The sequence below is a fragment of the Nostoc sp. LEGE 12454 genome, assembly GCF_056620565.1.
In genome coordinates this window covers 68,983-86,369 of record NZ_JBWQXL010000008.1, presented here as the reverse complement: position 1 = coordinate 86,369, position 17,387 = coordinate 68,983, and the positions used below count along the sequence as shown (strand labels likewise).

Genomic DNA, 17,387 nt, shown 5'->3' with positions numbered 1-17,387 from the left:
AATTACCATCCACATTTCATACCAAATTGGGAAGGATGTCCAAATAGGTTAACAGATTGAAAAGCGCTTGTATCAAGCGTGCTTCAGTGTGTCCTAATTACGAACTACGAATTACGAATTACGAATTACTAATTAGTATCAGGGGTTGTGGCATGAACATCGTGACGCTTTTAATTGTTTGGGTCGTAACCGCTATCAGCTTGTTGATAATTAGTAAGTTGCCTTTGGGAGTTGAAATTGATACTCCTGGTAAAGCGTTTCTTTCTGCCGCAGTTCTTGGTATCGTAACGGCAATAGTCAGACCGATTTTAAGCCTCATTTTTGCAGTACCAAATCTACTCACTTTGGACTTATTATCCGGCATTTTCACATTTATGATTGCCGTGGTTTGTTTTAGTATTGCTGCTTGGTTAGTAGAAGGCTTTCGCTTGCGTTACGGGATTTGGAGTGCTGTTATTGGGGCATTTACGCTGACTATAATTAACAGCTTAATCTACAAAATCTTGGGCGTTTAAAGCTAAGAGTTAGGAGTTAGGAGTTATTAACAATTCCTCACTCATAACTCCTAACTCATCACTACCAAATTCTAACTATTCGTTGGAACTTGGGGGAGCAGCTGGGGTAGTTGATTGTTGTTTACGTTGCTCGCGTTTTTTGCGATCGGCTGAGAGTATATCTGCCATCACCACTAGCGCTTGCGCCATTTTGTCTAGGTTAGAACGGTATAACTCCAAATCCTTGTTGAGTTTGTCATCGGAGAGGTGCAAGCCAGCAGCGATCGCTTTTAGCGCCTCAGTGAGTTGCTTTTCATCTTTGACTAATCCGGGATCTGACTGTTCTAATAACGAAAATACACCAATTGCGAACAAACGGTTGTATTTAAAGTTAGGATTATTGGCGATCGCTTGCAGTTGTGCTTGCAAGTCAGTATCTCTATCTAAGTAAGTAGTTTGGCCCAGCCACCCAATTAAATCTTTAACTGGCAAACCTTTAGCTACAGCTTGCAATCTTTGGGCATCCTGTCGATATTGTTGCGGATCTGTTTCTATAGCCTGACATAAGGCGTTAAAAATTGATTCTCGATCCCGTTCTGGTTGATAGCCTTCCATGAAGCGGTCAAAAGTAGTGACGACACCCAAGGCATAAATTGGATTGTAGCTAAAATCGATATTTACTGACAGCAGATGCATTTCCACCATCAATTCTTCTACTACCCGACGATAAATAGTGTTGATCGGACGGGTATGAAGATTGTAGAAAGTTCGCTTTGTATCAGAGACTGTACGGACGTTATTCACAAAGAAAAAAGAAATGTTAAGGGCGACGTATCTTTATTTTCTCGCTTAAAGGCTACTTTGCCAAGTTGAGCTTTTAGCGGGTGACGGTTTCATCTACAATATATACACATCAAAAGTATTTTATAAGCTAGTAGCTACAGGAAATAAGGCCTTTTCTCCTAAAAAACTAGCCGAAAATTATTATCCTTAATGATTTATTTATTGTACTTATGAACTTCTCGCCACAGTTAATTGCTTTAGGTGAGTACCTAGCTGGTGAATTTGATAATCGGGAACAAGCCATAGCAGAACCAGTTTGGTATGTCCACCTGTGCCTGTGGCAAAGACCAGTTAATCTGTTCGCAGAAGATAGCATCACCTTATTTGCCGAACAGGCTAACGTTATTACCTTAGATCAACCTTATCGCCAGCGAATTATCCGGTTGCGTCAAAGCAGCGACTCTGACGCAACTGTGGAAGTTCAATATTATATGCCTCAAGATCCAGGTGCATTAAAAGGCGCAGGTAATAACCCTGCTCTACTAAACACACTGACATCCGAACAATTAGATTTACTACCAGGTTGTATCCTAACAGTTACTCAGGAGAAACTAGCTGGCGATCGCTATAATTTTACCGCTACCCCACTACCAGAGAGTCGTTGTAGCTTTACTTATCTTGGCAATAGCATCCATGTTTCTTTAGGTTTTGCAGCTACAGCGACAGAATTTCACAGCTACGACAAAGGAATTGATCCCGCAACTGGAAAAGCAACCTGGGGAGCGATTATGGGGTCTTATCGCTACACCAAGCGGAATCAGTATTCAATAAGATAAAGTTATGAGTTTTTGAGTTATGAATTAACTCCTCACTCTTAACTTCTAACTATTTTTTAGCTGGCAATGCTACGAGGTACGCCTTCTAAAGCTTCCTCTTCTGTTTCAAAGATTTCAAAAACAGTATCCATCATCGTCACTTCAAACACGAGTTTGGCTTCTGGGTGTACATTGCAGATGCGGAAACTGCCTTTGACTTTATCAGCATCACGCATTCCAGCTACCAAAGATGTAAGACCAGAACTATCAATAAAATTTACCTGAGCCAAATTTACAACTACATGGCGACTGAGTTTGGAAATACACTCTTGTAACTTCAGGCGAAATTGCCAAGCCGTGGTGATATCCAGACGGCCTGATGGTGTCAAGACGATAACAGTGTTTCCGTCTTGGGTTGTATAAGTTTTTTGGTCTATATGAATCACTTAAGCCCTCCCCGTGGCATTCCTTTTAAGATTAACTAGTGACAGAATTTTCTAATGCTGTCACTTGAGATTAACAAGCTATAGCTAAATTTGTCACCTTTTTCGGCTAAGTGCTTAACTTTAGTAGTTATAACTCACCAAATTAGTGGGGAGTGGGAGAGATGAGGCAGATGAGTGAGATGAGGAAGTCGGGGAAGATCGGGATAATTATCATAACTCCTCACTCAGCACTCAGCACTATTTGGCTGTCCAGTTGATCCAATCTTGAGGTTTAAGGAAAGTTTCATACAACTCGGCTTCAGGGGAATTGGGTTCGGGTTGATAGCCGTATTCCCAGCGCACTAGAGGAGGTAGGGACATGAGAATTGATTCGGTGCGTCCGTTGGTTTGCAGACCAAAAATAGTACCTCGGTCATAAACCAAGTTGAATTCTACATAACGTCCCCGGCGGTAGAGTTGAAAATTACGTTGGCGATCGCCATACTCCATCCCATGTCGCCGTTCTAGAATTGGTACGTAGGCTGGTAAAAATGCTCTGCCACAGCTTTGTACAAAGCCAAACAAATCTTCCCAATTGCGGGTTGCTGGTGTTCCTACTTGGTTGCTATAAATGGCCGCTTCCCCATTGGGATTTGGGCCGCGATATAAAGCACCCTGGCCATCTTGGTAATCAAAAAATAGACCACCGACACCCCGTGTTTCATCACGATGCTTGAGGTAGAAATATTCATCACACCAACGCTTAAACACCGGGTAATACTCTGGATGGTGTTGGTCACAAGCCTGCTTTAATGTTTTGTGTAAATGTGCCGCATCTTCAGCAAACGGGTAATAAGGTGTCAAGTCAAGACCGCCACCAAACCACCACACAGGTCCTGCTTCAAAGTAGCGATAATTGAGATGAACTGTGGGCACATAAGGATTGCGAGGATGTAATACCATTGAAGTGCCTGTGGCATAAAAGCCATGCCCTGCGGCTTCCGGGCGTTGAGCTAAAATTGAGGGTGGCAAATGGGAACCCTGAACTTCAGAAAAGTTTACACCTGCTTGTTCAAATATTGCACCTTCTCGCAGTACGCGCGATCGCCCTCCTCCTCCTTCTGGGCGTTCCCAACTATCTTCATTAAACTTAGCTACACCATCTAGTTTTGCCAATGATTCGGTAATTTCGTCTTGCAGTTGTTTCATAAACTGACTGACCCTAGTCTGAGCGTTATCTGCTGGCAAAGACTTGGATGATTCTGCTTCTACAGTTGGTATTTGCGAGTTGGTCAACATAGATTCCCGAACCTAAATTACAATTTCCAGAAAGCCACAAATTTTTCATTATTTGGGGGAAACACGCACCAACAATCTAGCTCTATTTGCCCAACCCGCTTTTTTCTTACTGGGTTAAGCATTTATACGATTGATGGGCATCACTAGAGTTATTTTCCCTCAAATGCGTATAGGCTTGTATATTGAATTAGTTTTTTTTGAAATTCTTAATTGGAATATTCTGGTATAAAGACTAAATTTTAGTCTTAAGCTTGAAGTATCAAGGATTTGATTGGTCTACTCAGAACTTTTTTGCCATATTGCTGATGTCGGCTGTTAGGGTCTGTACCAAATCGAGGCTTGCTATGTTTAGGGCATTTTTGAGAAAGTTTTAATTTAGCAGTTGAGCATAGTTGTACACCATACCAGAGTTACCAGAAAGTATCTAGGGAGGAGGATTAGGAAAATGCAAGGTTGGTTATCCAAATTCATCCACCGCAAACGTCGTCGGTTTTGCGCTTCTCTGGTGTGGACGTATCGAGAGATTAGTTCTGCTTCTGTAGATGAACTGTGGCAAAAAGTGGTTGACTTAACAGATGTTTCCTGGCATCCGCAACTTAAGAGTACTAATGTTCCCCACGGATTAGTACCCAAACCAGGATTAATTTTTCAAGCTGTAACACGCTTTTCGCCGATTCCCATCAGAATTTTTGTGGAACGCGTCAATCCCAGAGAGCTGCTGAGTATCCGAGTGATGGCGATTCCTGGAATAGAGGAACGGGTAACTTACCAAGTAGAGTCAACGGTTTGTGGTACTTGTTTATCTTATTCTGTAACGTTACGGGGTTGGTTATCGCCCTTGATTTGGTCTTTATCTCGTCCTTATGCAGACCGCGTTGCACGATCTTTAGTTGAGGCAGTAGAAAAGACGGCATTACCAGCGGTATCTGGTAATAAAAAATCCCTTAATGACAGTTGTTTTGATTTTTAGGTAGTGGGGATTCAGCAAGAAGCAGGGGAGCAGGCTTGCCGTGAGCGTAGCCGAACGGGAGGAAGAAAGAAGAGTTTCCCCCTCGGCAAGAGCAGCAGGCTGCCCCTCTGTTTCTTTTCAATGCCCAATGCCCAAAGAAAGTTAAAATTCTATTAGGTAATAATGCTATTTGCTAAGTTTTATCACGGCAGTAACAGTGATAACACTAAGCTGACCTTACTTAAGAAGGCATCCAGTTAATAGCTAAGATGTTCCCCACAAGTGTATTTATTCATTTTGAATTTTGAATTCTTATGTACGATGTCCTCGATTCCCGCTCTGTCTTAGAAATTTTGCGACCAGTGGAAGACCCAGAACTCCGCAAAAGTCTGGTAGAACTGAATATGATTCGCAACGTAAAAATTGATGGTGGTAAGGTTAGTTTCACTTTAGTGTTAACCACTCCTGCCTGTCCTTTACGTGAATTTATTGTCGAAGACTGTCAGAAAGCTGTCAAAAAACTTCCAGGCGTTACAGATGTCAGCATAGAAGTAACGGCAGAAACACCGCAACAAAAAAGTTTACCCGATCGCACTGGCATTTCTGGAGTCAAAAATATCATTGCTGTTTCTAGCGGTAAAGGTGGCGTTGGTAAAAGTACGGTTGCAGTGAATGTAGCAGTGGCTCTAGCCCAAACTGGAGCGAAAGTGGGCTTGCTAGATGCTGATATTTACGGGCCCAATGACCCTACCATGCTGGGTTTGTCTGATGCTCAAATTACTGTGCGTTCGACTGAAACAGGTGAAATCCTGGAACCTGCTTTTAATCACGGCGTCAAATTAGTTTCAATGGGCTTTTTGATTGACCGAGATCAACCAGTAATTTGGCGTGGGCCTATGCTCAATGGGGTAATTCGCCAGTTTCTCTATCAAGTTGAATGGGGTGAACTGGATTATCTGATTGTAGATATGCCACCAGGAACCGGAGATGCTCAGTTAACTTTAACGCAAGCAGTGCCGATGGCAGGGGCAGTAATTGTCACCACACCGCAAAACGTAGCTCTGTTAGATTCTCGCAAGGGATTGCGGATGTTCCAGCAAATGAATGTTCCGGTATTGGGGATCGTGGAAAATATGAGCTATTTTATCCCTCCAGATCGACCAGATAAGCAATATGACATTTTTGGTTCCGGTGGTGGCTCCAAAACAGCTGCGGAATTGGGAGTGCCACTGTTGGGGTGTGTGCCGCTAGAAATTTCCACGCGAGTTGGTGGTGATAGCGGTGTACCGATAGTTGTTGGCGACCCAGATTCAGCTTCAGCAAAAGCATTAACAGCGATCGCTCTTACCATTGCTGGTAAAGTATCAGTTGCTGCCCTGACATAATTATAAATTTTATATTTCTATCTACTTCCTGGGCTATAGCTTGGGAATACTAGAAATTGGGTGTTAGGGATTAGAGAAGTTGGGGAAGAATAAATATTGATTATTGACTAATTCTCAAACCCCAATCCCCAACAATTAAAGCTAAAGTCTAAACTGGCACAATGTTGTTAAAACGATCGCTCCCCAAAATTCGCTGGAAGTCTTGGGTTAAGCCCTGGCAGCATGTAGATTGGCTACTTTTTTGTTTGCCGATTGCTGTCAGTATTTTTGGCGGACTGATGATTCTCAGTACGGAACTGAAGCAGCCAGTAACTGACTGGTGGTGGCACTGGATGGTAGCGGGTATCGGCGTCCTTATAGCGCTATTTTTATCTCGCATCCGTTACGAACTCTTGATGCAGTGGCACTGGGTAACATACACACTGACGAACTTCAGTTTAATAGCCGTGATGATTGCTGGTACTAGCGCCAAAGGGGCACAACGGTGGATTAGTGTCGCCGGCTTTAACGTGCAACCCTCAGAATTTGCCAAAGTCGGCATGATTATCACATTAGCAGCCTTGCTCCATAGGCGGACTGCTTCAAGCCTCGAAGGTGTTTTCCGCGTTCTGGCAATCACTGCTATACCTTGGGGACTAGTATTTTTACAGCCAGATTTAGCAACATCACTGGTATTTGGTGCGATCGTCTTGGGAATGCTTTACTGGGCAAATGCTAACCCAGGCTGGTTAATTCTGATGATTTCTCCGGTGGTTGCCGCAATTTTGTTTAGTATATCTTGGCCTTTAACAGCGCCAATAGTTTTGTTCAAAGAACTATCTTTTGGCCCATTAGGATTAATTTGGTCAGTTGCAATGGCTATTGTGGGCTGGCAAACTCTTCCTTGGCGTCGATTTGGCTTAGGTGCTATCGGTGCGTGGACTCTAAATATACTGGGTGGCGAATTAGGAGTCTTCGCCTGGAACCATGTTTTGAAAGAGTATCAAAAAGACCGACTAACTGTATTCATGAATCCCGATCACGATCCACTTGGTGCTGGATATCACTTAATCCAATCTCGCATTGCTATTGGTGCTGGTGAAATCTGGGGATGGGGTCTGTTCAAGGGGCCCATGACGCAACTGAATTTTGTCCCAGAACAGCATACAGACTTTATTTTCTCCGCAGTGGGAGAAGAATTTGGTTTTGTCGGTTGTTTGTTAGTGCTATTTGTTTTCTGCTTAATTTGCTTGCGCCTACTACATATTGCCCAAACCGCCAAAGACAACTTTGGTTCCTTATTGGCTATTGGCGTTTTGTCCATGATTGTGTTTCAGCTGATTGTCAACATTGGTATGACTGTTGGTTTAGCACCTGTGGCAGGAATTCCCCTACCTTGGATGAGTTATGGACGTTCTGCGATGCTGACCAACTTCATTTCCTTGGGAATAGTAGAATCGGTAGCAAATTTTCGACAAAGACAGAAGTATTATTGATTCGTCATTAGTCATTTGTCCTTTGTCCTTTGCTAATAACTAATGACAAATGACTATTAACAAGTATTAAGCTATTAAAAGGAAACAAGCGAGGCTAAAAAAAATGATTCTGCCTGGAGCAACTGTTCGCGTCAAGAATCCCGCAGATACCTATTATCGCTACGAAGGACTCGTGCAACGGCTGAGTGACGGCAAAGTAGCCGTATTATTTGAAGGTGGTAACTGGGATAAATTAGTTACCTTCCGCCTGAGCGAATTGGAACTCGTAGAAACCACCGCCGGTCGTAAAAAAGCCAAATAAGATTAGTCATTAGTCATTTGTTCTTTGTCATTTGGCAAAAACTAATGACTAATGACCCTTACGGGTTCGCCAGTCACTCATGGGGGAAACCCCCATCGCCTTTGGCGTCTCCCCTTGGGAGAAGACCGCGCTGGCTCACCAATGACTAATGACTAAATCACTATGCGCCTCCCCCTACCACAGTTTGCCACTGGCGATCGCCATCCGAACCATATTGCGGAGGTGATTGAAACTACTAGTACCGAATTTTTAGCTCAGTGTTTAGAGCCAGAAGATTTAAGCTTTCCCTCGATGCCACCCTTTGGTAGTTGGGTCTGTTCTGTAGATGAAGAATCTGGCAATAAAATTTATGCTGTAGTGTATTATGCCACAACTATGCCTATAGATTCCGTACACCGAGCGAGAGCATTAGGGTTGTCCTTGCAAGACTTACGGGAGGAACAACCCCAAATATTTGCCATGCTCCGCACAGAATTCCGGGCTGCGATCGTGGGATTTGAACTATCTTCGCAAAATCAAAGTTATAACCAAAGAGTATATCAGTACCTTCCACCCCGTCCCCCGCAAATTCATCAAGCTGTTTATCGATGTGAACCAGAAGCTATCATTAAATTTACTGAAGAACTAGATTTTTTACGGACACTATTGTGTATAAATGGTGCGCCAATAGAATCTTTAACCGCAGCTGCCATTCGAGATGTATACCAGTTACGCAAAGCTGACCGACAATGGCTAATTAAAGCTGGACGTAGCTTAAGTGTACTACTGAAAGATGACTACGATCGCTTACGGTTCATTTTGAGTCAAATCCACCCGTAGGTAGTTAATTCTTAAATAATTGCCTAGTTAGTGTAAATTAAGAAGATTTTTGATTTTTTGTCAGGTGGCTTCCCTATTTATTCATATTGATCGGGCGATCGCCCCCAAGGTAATCGCTGTTTTACCATAGCCCCTTCAATTCCTAATATATGGAACTAATATCACAAGTTCTTGTTCTGGAACCAACTTCCCAAGTTCTTGGCAAAGAACCAATTGTTCCCTTTGCTATTTTGCTGATGGTCATCTTAGTTATACCTATCATGTTTGAGCGGCTAAGATTACCAGGATTAGTGGGTTTGGTTTTCTCAGGGCTAGTACTTGGTCCCTCAGGTTGGAATCTTTTTCAGTCTGACTCACCGATGATTAACCTACTATCAGACATTGGGTTAATTTATTTGCTGTTTGTTGCTGGGCTAGAAATCGATTTAGAACAGTTTCGCCGGAAAACAAGTCGTGCCTTTGGGTTTGCTAGCTTTACTTTCAGTGTACCCCTAGTCATGGGAACCTTAGTAGGGCTGATTTTAGGCTATGGCTGGAATACTTCAATCTTAATTGGCTCTTTATTTGCTTCCTATACCCTTTTGGCATACCCCATAATCAGCCGTTTGGGAGTGATAAACAACGAAGCTGTTTCTGTCACCATTGGAGCTACGATTTTTACAAACATTGGTGCAGTACTAATATTAGCCATTTGTGTAGCTGTCGCTCATGCTGAAGTATTCAGCTATGCGAAACTACTCACTTTGTCTGGTTGGTTAGTTATTTACTCTGTGGCCGTTGTGACAGGCTTTGATTGGGCAGGCAAAGAATTTTTCAAACGCTCTGGAGACGATGAAGGAAACAAGTTTTTGTTTGTGTTGCTTTCTGTGTTTCTGGCAGCTGTGGGCGCTCAATTGATTGGGGTAGAAAAAATTGTTGGTGCTTTTTTAGCGGGTTTGGCAGTAAATGAAGCTGTGGGTGAAGGCCCAGTCAAAGAAAAGGTGGTATTTATTGGTAGTGTGCTGTTCATTCCCATTTTCTTTGTTGACCTTGGCTTACTGATCGATTTACCCGCTTTTGCAAACAATCTGAACACGCTCAAGTTAACGTTGTCGCTCGTAGTTGGTTTGATTGTCAGTAAATTGATCGCAGCTTTATTAACAAAACTGGTTTATCGCTATAAATGGCAAGAAATGCTAACGATGTGGTCGCTGTCACTTCCCCAAGTTGGTACAACGTTAGCCGCAACGTTAGTGGGATATCAAGCTGGGTTGCTGCCACTAGAAGTATTACACAGTGTGATTGTTTTAATGCTCGTCACATCAACCTTGGGACCGTTGATAACCAATCGAATAGCTGTTGGTTTGAATTCCCCACCAGATGAAGAACCAGCACCACCCCTAGCTGAGGAGAACGCATCAAAGACAGACAGTGCTTTTACTATAGTTGTGCCTATATATAATCCTCAGACCCAGCAGTATTTGATTGAAATGGCCGCTTTATTAGCGCGTCAGTCTCAAGGCAAAATTATGCCCCTAGCGATCGCTACTGCTGCTGCTCAGATGGATGCACCCCAGTTAGAAGCGTCCCTACAACGGAGTGAGTGGTTATTGAATAAAGCCACGACACAAAGTCGAGCCTTGGGCGTAGGCGCAGAACCAATGCTGCGAATCGATGATGCTTTTGCTCAAGGAATTAGCAGAGCGGCTCGCGAACAAAAGGCTAATTTAATTGTTATGGGTTGGGGTAAACGGACTGGGTTACGAGCGCGTTTATTTGGGAATGTGATTGATGGTGTGCTTTGGGCATCTCATTGTCCAGTAGCAGTGACACGTCTAGTAGAATCACCGAAAAAAATTCAGCGGATCTTAGTACCAATAGAAAATTTAACAGCACCAACATTACAACCCGTACAATTTGCCCAGATGCTAGCAGAGGCAAATCAGAGCCACATTACTGTGCTAAATGTGTGCGATCGCCGCACTAGTTCTAGTAAAATTGCTTGGAGGCGATCGCATCTCTCCCTATTAGTATCTAAATTGGCTTTAGCCAATGCCCCAGAAATTCAAATTATCGCTCATGAAAATGTTGCCCAAGCAATTTTGCAGGCAGCACGATTATATGATTTAGTAGTTTTACCTTTTATACGTAATCGTACCAGTCCTGGAGGGTTAGCCATTAGCGATGTCACAACCCAGTTAGCCAGACAACTCACCTGCTCAATTATCATGCTTGGAGAACCGCAACGCACTCAAAGCACAAATTTAATTATGTCTACTACGGTTAGCAGCATTACATCTGCTGTATGATGTAAGGCAGAATACAGTTCAAGTAAGTAAACTTGGGCTGCATTAGCGTAGTCCGCCGGGGGCATAAAATTTCCGAAAATATTGGTAATAAATGAATCGGCTGTAGGGATTTACATCTGTATTATTTGCATATATTTGTAGCGCGAGTGTCAACCCGATCTCGACTAATTTTTGGTATCCAATTAAAAAGTTGATAGCCGTAAAATTACTTTATATTTTTGAAGATTTGATAAAGAACGGCTGAACAACAAACAATTTTTAAACAATTTTTGTTATTTTGCTAATTGAATTCTTAAGAAAACAGGTAAAAATATAACAAAACTACAACTGGGAAAAAATAGGTAAGTTCAACAACAATTTTTGATTGAGCCTTGTTCTTTTTTTTGTTTTGTATTTTTGTACCCAAGGTGGGTAATCTAAAAGTAAGTGCAATAGCTACTGAAAATATTTGTAAGTAACTGGGAAACTATGAGAATTTTGGTGACGGGCGGTGCTGGGTTTATTGGTTCCCATCTCATCGACCGACTAATGGCTGCTGGGCATGAAATAATATGCCTGGATAATTTTTACACTGGTCATAAACGCAACATTTTGAAATGGTTAGGCCATCCGTACTTTGAATTGATCCGTCACGATATTACCGAACCAATTCGGTTAGAGGTCGATCAAATTTATCATTTAGCTTGTCCTGCTTCACCAGTACATTACCAGTACAACCCAGTTAAAACTGTTAAAACTAACGTGATGGGAACACTGAATATGTTGGGGCTAGCTAAACGTGTGAAAGCAAGGTTTTTCTTAGCTTCTACTAGTGAAGTATACGGAGATCCAGAAGTTCATCCCCAAACTGAAGAGTATAGAGGTAGCGTCAATCCCATTGGAATACGTTCATGCTATGACGAAGGTAAAAGAATTGCTGAGACTCTAGCATTTGATTACTACAGGCAAAATAAAGTTGATATTCGAGTTGTTCGGATATTCAACACCTACGGGCCGAGAATGTTAGAAAATGATGGTCGGGTGGTGAGCAACTTTATAGTTCAAGCCTTGCAGGGTAATCCTTTAACCGTGTACGGTGATGGTTCGCAAACTCGTAGTTTCTGCTACGTTTCCGATTTGGTAGAAGGATTCATCCGCCTAATGAATAGCGACTACATTGGCCCAGTCAACCTGGGCAATCCTGGTGAATACACGATTTTACAATTAGCACAAACCGTGCAAAATATGATTAATCCAGACGCGCAGATTAAATTCGAGGCACTACCTTCGGACGATCCCCGCCGTCGCCAGCCGGATATCACAAAGGCAAAAACTTGGTTAAATTGGGAACCTACCATTCCTCTGCAAGAGGGTTTAAAACTAACAATAGAAGATTTTCGCGATCGGATTCAAAGCGATATCAATAATTCAACCACGTGAGTTACGTCTAGCGTCGCTCTAAATTTTCATGCAGGCTAACCCCATCGGTAGCTAGTATATTTAGTTGCTGAGTTTTCCCAAATGTGTAAGTGTAAATTTGAGAACTTCTTTTTGAAGATTAAGCCCAAATTAAGTGAGGAGTTAAATAAATGCGTGTTTGCGTGATTGGTACTGGTTACGTTGGTTTAGTTACAGGCGCTTGCTTGGCTCATATTGGGCATGATGTAATTTGCGTAGACAACAACGAAGAAAAAGTTAAGTTAATGAAGTCTGGGCAGTCTCCAATTTTTGAGCCGGGACTCTCAGAAATTATGCAGTCTGCTATTCAAACAGAGAAGATTCATTTTACTAGCGATCTTGCGGCTGGAGTTTCCCACGGAGAAATTCTGTTTATTGCTGTGGGAACGCCACCTTTGCCCACTGGTGAAAGTGATACTCGTTACGTCGAAGCTGTAGCTCGTGGGATTGGGGAAAATCTCAACGGTGGTTATAAAGTCATAGTGAATAAATCTACAGTACCCATTGGTTCAGGTGACTGGGTGCGAATGCTTGTTCTAGATGGTGTTGCAGAGCGGCAGAAAACACTCATACCCGCAGGTGGAGTGCCGAGTGATGAGAAATTACCTGAATTTGTAGCCGAGTTTGATGTAGTCAGCAATCCAGAGTTTTTGCGCGAAGGTTCGGCAGTTCACGACACCTTTAACCCCGATCGCATTGTACTAGGAGGCAATAGCCAAAGAGCAGTAGCCTTAATGCAACAGCTGTATGCTCCAATTGTGGAACGCAAGTACGCTGACGATCAATCTTTACCCCCTGTGCCAATTTTGGCAACAGACCTGAGTTCGGCGGAGATGATTAAATACGCCGCTAATGCCTTCTTAGCTACTAAGATTAGTTTTATTAACGAAGTTGCTAATATTTGCGATCGCGTCGGTGCTGATGTCACCCAAGTAGCTAGAGGTATCGGTCTAGATTCCCGCATTGGTAACAAGTTTTTACAAGCTGGTATTGGTTGGGGTGGTTCTTGTTTTCCCAAAGATGTCTCAGCTCTAATTCACACTGCTGATGACTATGGTTATGAAGCCCAGCTACTGAAATCTGCTGTCAGTGTCAACGAACGTCAGCGGTTGATTGCTTTGGAAAAACTCCAACAAGTTCTAAAAATTCTCAAAGGCAAAACAGTCGGACTACTCGGACTGACCTTCAAGCCCGATACCGACGATTTACGTGACGCCCCAGCACTCAACCTAATTGAGCAGCTAAACCGACTGGGAGCCAAAGTCAAAGCCTACGACCCCATTGTTTCCCAAACAGGTCTACGTCATGGGCTTTCTGGTGTGTTAGTAGAAACCGATGCCGAAAGACTTGCTGATGGCTGTGATGCCTTAGTACTTGTCACCGAATGGCAGCAGTTCAGCACTCTGGACTATGTGAAGATGGCGAAACTGATGGCCCACCCCGTTATCATTGATGGTCGTAACTTCCTCGACCCCGAAGCAATGATACGCGCTGGATTCCAATATGTAGGTGTGGGAAGATAGAAAGTTAAAAGTTAGGAGTTTTTAATTACTCCTACCTTTCTTCAAAACCTAAAGATTTAAACTACCGCCTAGATGATTCTAGGCGGTATTTAATTTGTTTAAAGTTTCACTCTACTTTAATTTTTTGCCTATAATTTTGGATTAAGCACTATTTGGAATACGTTCAATTTCAGCATATCCACTGAAAATAATTTTTTGACCTTCAGTTTCTAATCGGTTGAGGCGCATTTTCACTCCATCTAGATCAAAACGATCCAAATCAACCATATTATCTAAAATTTCTACCAGCGCTACGCTCAAGGTTTGTGAGATTTCCCGTTGTGCTTCTGGCACTTGGTCAAGTTGAATTTTCGGATCTTTGAAAGAAACTCGCCGCCGTCTTTCAATACCTACAGTTAAAATCATGCTCAGGGGTACGAGTTCGCCATTATTTAAATCTGCTTTTGCTAGAAGCTGTAATCGATTTTCTGGCAATAGCTGTACCTGAACATCTGTAAAGGAGACTGGTTCACCGCCAGATAATTCTGTCAGTGATGGTACGGTGAGGTTAAGCAAGCGCTTTTTCACCAGTTCTGCATTAAAGGCTTGGTTTATGCCTGCTTCTGATAAAATTACTTGAGCGATCGCTTGAGTAGGTTGCTTAAGGCTAAGTTTGCCACTTAAAACCGAGCCGAAGTCAATGGCCACCGCATCAGTTTCAAACGACATCTCCTCAACCGCGAAATCTTTCCGAATCACCAAGCCACGGCCGCTCATTTTGAAGCTATCAATGCTGCCTTGCAAGAGCTTGCTGGAGGGGTAGCAGCGCACAAAGACTTCTACTGACTCGCTTTGGGTAAACAGGTGGCGAATCGTTTGGCTGGCGACTGTGTTGAGCATCCGCTCTCCCCAATCTGTGCCTTTAGGATTTTGTAAACCAGTAAGTCCGCCGAACATGTGGTTTTGGGTCTCTAGAAGTTCTTTGTACTTTTGTAACAAATCGTGAAGAATACAGCAAGCGATCCCGTGATTAATTGTGCTGATGGATAGGCATAGGATGGCTGATGGTTGATGAGCTTTGTATTAAATATTACTAATTAAACTTAAATAGGATGAAAGTCGCAGCATTCATGACAATAGTAATCCTAAGAGAATCAGATTACTGCGGCGTAGTATTTTATAGATGGTTAAAATTCATCATTTATATGGTTATAATACATTTTGGTAATTTAATACTACATAAAGTAAGGCTGAGTCTTCCTGAGTCACCTTCAACCTCATGGTTTCCACACGTATCGCGAGGTCTTATGATACGCTCAAATACCGCATTAGCAATATTAATCGTGCTAATTTTGATATTATTCTGGATTTATTTAAAGCATAAAATCAGAATAATATCAAGATATTCACGCCTTTTGGCAATTTTCGTTATAGTTTCTGTGGCGATCGCTGGTGGAGGTATCGTATCCGCAGAAGTAATACCAAACCCGGCTCCCCTAAATAACATAACCAGTTTGCCATCGGCTACATCTGGAGATCCTACGCCGGCGAACCCACCACTCTTGACAGCAGTGGCCCAACCAAGCAATCTCACAGACTTTGTTGACGACCAGCAAGCCTTACTCAAGCTAGGAAAAGCCCTATTTTGGGACATGCAGCTTGGTAGTGATGGTGTTCAGTCCTGTGCTAGTTGTCACTTTCATGCGGGAACTGATAACAGATCAAAGAATCAAATCAGTCCTGGTCTTTTAGCATCACTGAAAGATATAACTTTCCAGGTAGGTGGTGGTGCAAACTATCAACTCACGGCAGTAGATTTTCCATTTCACAAACTGGCAGATCCTAACGATCGAACCAGTACGGTTATTTCTGACACTAACGATGTCGCCTCATCGCAAGGTGTCTTTTACAGTGTTCTTAAGAACACTGTTCCGGGTCAAGCAGTGGATTTGGCTACATCCGAGCCAGATCCAGACGGCTTTCAAGTCAATGGAATTAATGTGCGTCGAGTTGCGCCGCGTAATACCCCAACGGTAATTAATGCAATTTTCAACAAACTCCAGTTTTGGGATGGTCGCGCCAAAGAAACCTTCAATGGGGTGAATATAAAAGGAGCAGCAGACCTGAGTGCGAAAGTTTACAAAGCTACAAAACCAAAGCAACTAACTGCTGTTTCCGTTTCGCTCAACAATTCCTCTATTGCTTCCCTAGTAACCGGACCACTATTGAGTGGATTTGAGACATCTGCTAATGGTCGTACTTTACCTGAAGTCGGCGCTAAATTTCTGCGAAAAAAAGGTCAGAAGATCAAAAGCCTCAGACCTTTAGGTAAACAACTCGTACATCAGCAAGACAGTGTTTTAGGATCTGACAGTCGATCTCCTCGGACTGGTCTGAAAACCGCATCCTACGATCAGCTGATTCGGAAAGCCTTTAAGAAGGAATGGTGGAAGTCAAAGTCAATCATTCAAGTTGATAGTAATGGAACACCAACAATCCTCGCCAAAAATGATGATGGTAATGAGAGTGAGGAAGGACAGACTTTACCTGCAAATCAGTTTTCGCTTAGAGATTGGAACTTCTCCTTATTCTCTGGGTTAGCAGTGCAGAAGTATATATCTACTCTTGTGTCTGACAATACACCTTTTGATAAATTCCAAGCGGGAAATATCAATGCTCTCACCGCTCAGGAAAAAAGCGGTTTGACTGTATTTGTAAATAGTACGGCTAATGGTGGTGGTAATTGCAACATTTGCCATACGATTCCAGAATTCACCACCGCTTCGGTGAGAAGAACCGCAGGAGTAGCTTCAACTGATTCAACCGATCCGCTCATTAATAATCCAACTAACGGCTTTTTCCCTAACTTCGGTGTCAGACCTGCCTCAGACGATCCAGGAGCCGGAAACACTACCAGATCGGTGTTTAAAGCACCTAGCCTGCGTAATATCGGCTTGACAGCTCCATATATGCATAACGGTGGGATGGCAACTCTAGAGCAAGTAGTAGACTTTTACAATCGTGGTCGAGGTGACGACGGTGGGCCTGGTGCACCACCGTTGAACTTAACCGATGCTAAAAAAGCTGATTTGGTCGCTTTCTTAAGAAACGGACTTACCGATCGGCGAGTCCTTCTTGAACAAGCACCCTTTGACCATCCGCAATTGTTCATCCCCAATGGACATTCCGGCAATCAAAGCTCAGTGACTTCCAGTGGCAATACTAATGGAACTCCTACTGCTACAGATCAGCTAGTGGAAATACCCGTAGTTGGTCGAAATGGTGTTACTACTCCCAAGCCAAATTTCTTAGAGTAAGACTCTGGACTTGAAACGTAATCGTTTAGGGAGTAACGATAGAATGAGGGTTGCAAAAACGACTTCATGGAATTATTTAGCCTTATTTCCTCAAATTT

At 42.8% G+C, this 17,387-nt stretch carries 15 protein-coding genes; 11 read left to right on the top strand and 4 right to left on the bottom strand.

Annotated elements, in window-relative coordinates; translation table 11 throughout:
- Positions 1-152: 152 nt before the first annotated feature.
- Positions 153-515 carry a phage holin family protein gene (locus AC1F2U_RS11150; RefSeq protein WP_289798955.1) on the top strand — a complete coding sequence of 121 codons (363 nt, stop codon included), beginning with the start codon at positions 153-155 and terminating at the stop codon, positions 513-515.
- 75 nt (positions 516-590) lie between these two features.
- On the opposite strand, the gene psb29 is transcribed toward AC1F2U_RS11150, so the two are convergent.
- Complete coding sequence (gene psb29 / locus AC1F2U_RS11145) at positions 591-1,298, bottom strand: photosystem II biogenesis protein Psp29 (protein WP_480261191.1); 708 nt, start codon at positions 1,296-1,298, stop codon at positions 591-593.
- A 209-nt stretch (positions 1,299-1,507) separates the two neighbouring features.
- Here psb29 and AC1F2U_RS11140 point away from each other — a divergent pair, with 209 nt between their 5' ends.
- Complete coding sequence (locus AC1F2U_RS11140; protein WP_480261189.1) at positions 1,508-2,113, top strand: CpcT/CpeT family chromophore lyase; 606 nt, start codon at positions 1,508-1,510, stop codon at positions 2,111-2,113.
- A 56-nt stretch (positions 2,114-2,169) separates the two neighbouring features.
- Here the strand turns inward: AC1F2U_RS11140 and AC1F2U_RS11135 are convergent, their stop codons facing one another.
- The gene (locus AC1F2U_RS11135; RefSeq protein WP_094351701.1) at positions 2,170-2,538 is read right to left on the bottom strand and encodes an STAS domain-containing protein; all 369 of its coding nucleotides are present in this window, start codon (positions 2,536-2,538) and stop codon (positions 2,170-2,172) included.
- Between the two features lie 237 nt (positions 2,539-2,775).
- Positions 2,776-3,816 (bottom strand): oxygen-dependent coproporphyrinogen oxidase, encoded by a 1,041-nt coding sequence (hemF, locus tag AC1F2U_RS11130; protein WP_480261187.1) that lies wholly within the window; start codon positions 3,814-3,816, stop codon positions 2,776-2,778.
- 445 nt (positions 3,817-4,261) lie between these two features.
- Between hemF and AC1F2U_RS11125 the strand changes: the two genes are divergently transcribed.
- The 8 genes from AC1F2U_RS11125 to AC1F2U_RS11090 all read left to right on the top strand — a co-directional run bounded on the left by AC1F2U_RS11125 (position 4,262) and on the right by AC1F2U_RS11090 (position 13,993).
- Positions 4,262-4,786 carry an SRPBCC family protein gene (locus AC1F2U_RS11125; RefSeq protein WP_480261186.1) on the top strand — a complete coding sequence of 175 codons (525 nt, stop codon included), beginning with the start codon at positions 4,262-4,264 and terminating at the stop codon, positions 4,784-4,786.
- Between the two features lie 293 nt (positions 4,787-5,079).
- A complete protein-coding gene (locus AC1F2U_RS11120) occupies positions 5,080-6,150 on the top strand; it encodes an Mrp/NBP35 family ATP-binding protein (protein WP_480261185.1) in 1,071 nt (356 codons plus the stop codon).
- Positions 6,151-6,311: 161 nt separating this feature from the next.
- Entirely contained in the window at positions 6,312-7,625 is a 1,314-nt protein-coding gene (gene rodA, locus AC1F2U_RS11115) for a rod shape-determining protein RodA (protein ID WP_480261183.1), read from the top strand.
- Between the two features lie 103 nt (positions 7,626-7,728).
- On the top strand, positions 7,729-7,926 hold the full coding sequence (locus AC1F2U_RS11110; protein ID WP_099099801.1) for an NAD(P)H dehydrogenase subunit NdhS: 198 nt from the start codon (positions 7,729-7,731) through the stop codon (positions 7,924-7,926).
- 162 nt (positions 7,927-8,088) lie between these two features.
- A complete protein-coding gene (locus tag AC1F2U_RS11105; RefSeq protein ID WP_334933496.1) occupies positions 8,089-8,745 on the top strand; it encodes an HAS-barrel domain-containing protein in 657 nt (218 codons plus the stop codon).
- 149 nt (positions 8,746-8,894) lie between these two features.
- On the top strand, positions 8,895-11,033 hold the full coding sequence (locus AC1F2U_RS11100) for a cation:proton antiporter domain-containing protein (RefSeq protein WP_480261181.1): 2,139 nt from the start codon (positions 8,895-8,897) through the stop codon (positions 11,031-11,033).
- A gap of 468 nt (positions 11,034-11,501) precedes the next feature.
- Entirely contained in the window at positions 11,502-12,452 is a 951-nt protein-coding gene (locus tag AC1F2U_RS11095; protein WP_480261180.1) for a UDP-glucuronic acid decarboxylase family protein, read from the top strand.
- Positions 12,453-12,601: 149 nt separating this feature from the next.
- Positions 12,602-13,993, top strand: a complete 1,392-nt coding sequence (locus tag AC1F2U_RS11090; protein WP_322673254.1) for a UDP-glucose dehydrogenase family protein — start codon at positions 12,602-12,604, stop codon at positions 13,991-13,993.
- Positions 13,994-14,134: 141 nt separating this feature from the next.
- Here the strand turns inward: AC1F2U_RS11090 and AC1F2U_RS11085 are convergent, their stop codons facing one another.
- Positions 14,135-14,929, bottom strand: a complete 795-nt coding sequence (locus AC1F2U_RS11085) for an LmeA family phospholipid-binding protein (protein WP_480261178.1) — start codon at positions 14,927-14,929, stop codon at positions 14,135-14,137.
- Between the two features lie 458 nt (positions 14,930-15,387).
- On the opposite strand from AC1F2U_RS11085, the gene AC1F2U_RS11080 reads away from it, so the two are divergent.
- A complete protein-coding gene (locus tag AC1F2U_RS11080; RefSeq protein ID WP_480261177.1) occupies positions 15,388-17,289 on the top strand; it encodes a cytochrome-c peroxidase in 1,902 nt (633 codons plus the stop codon).
- Positions 17,290-17,387 lie beyond the last annotated feature (98 nt).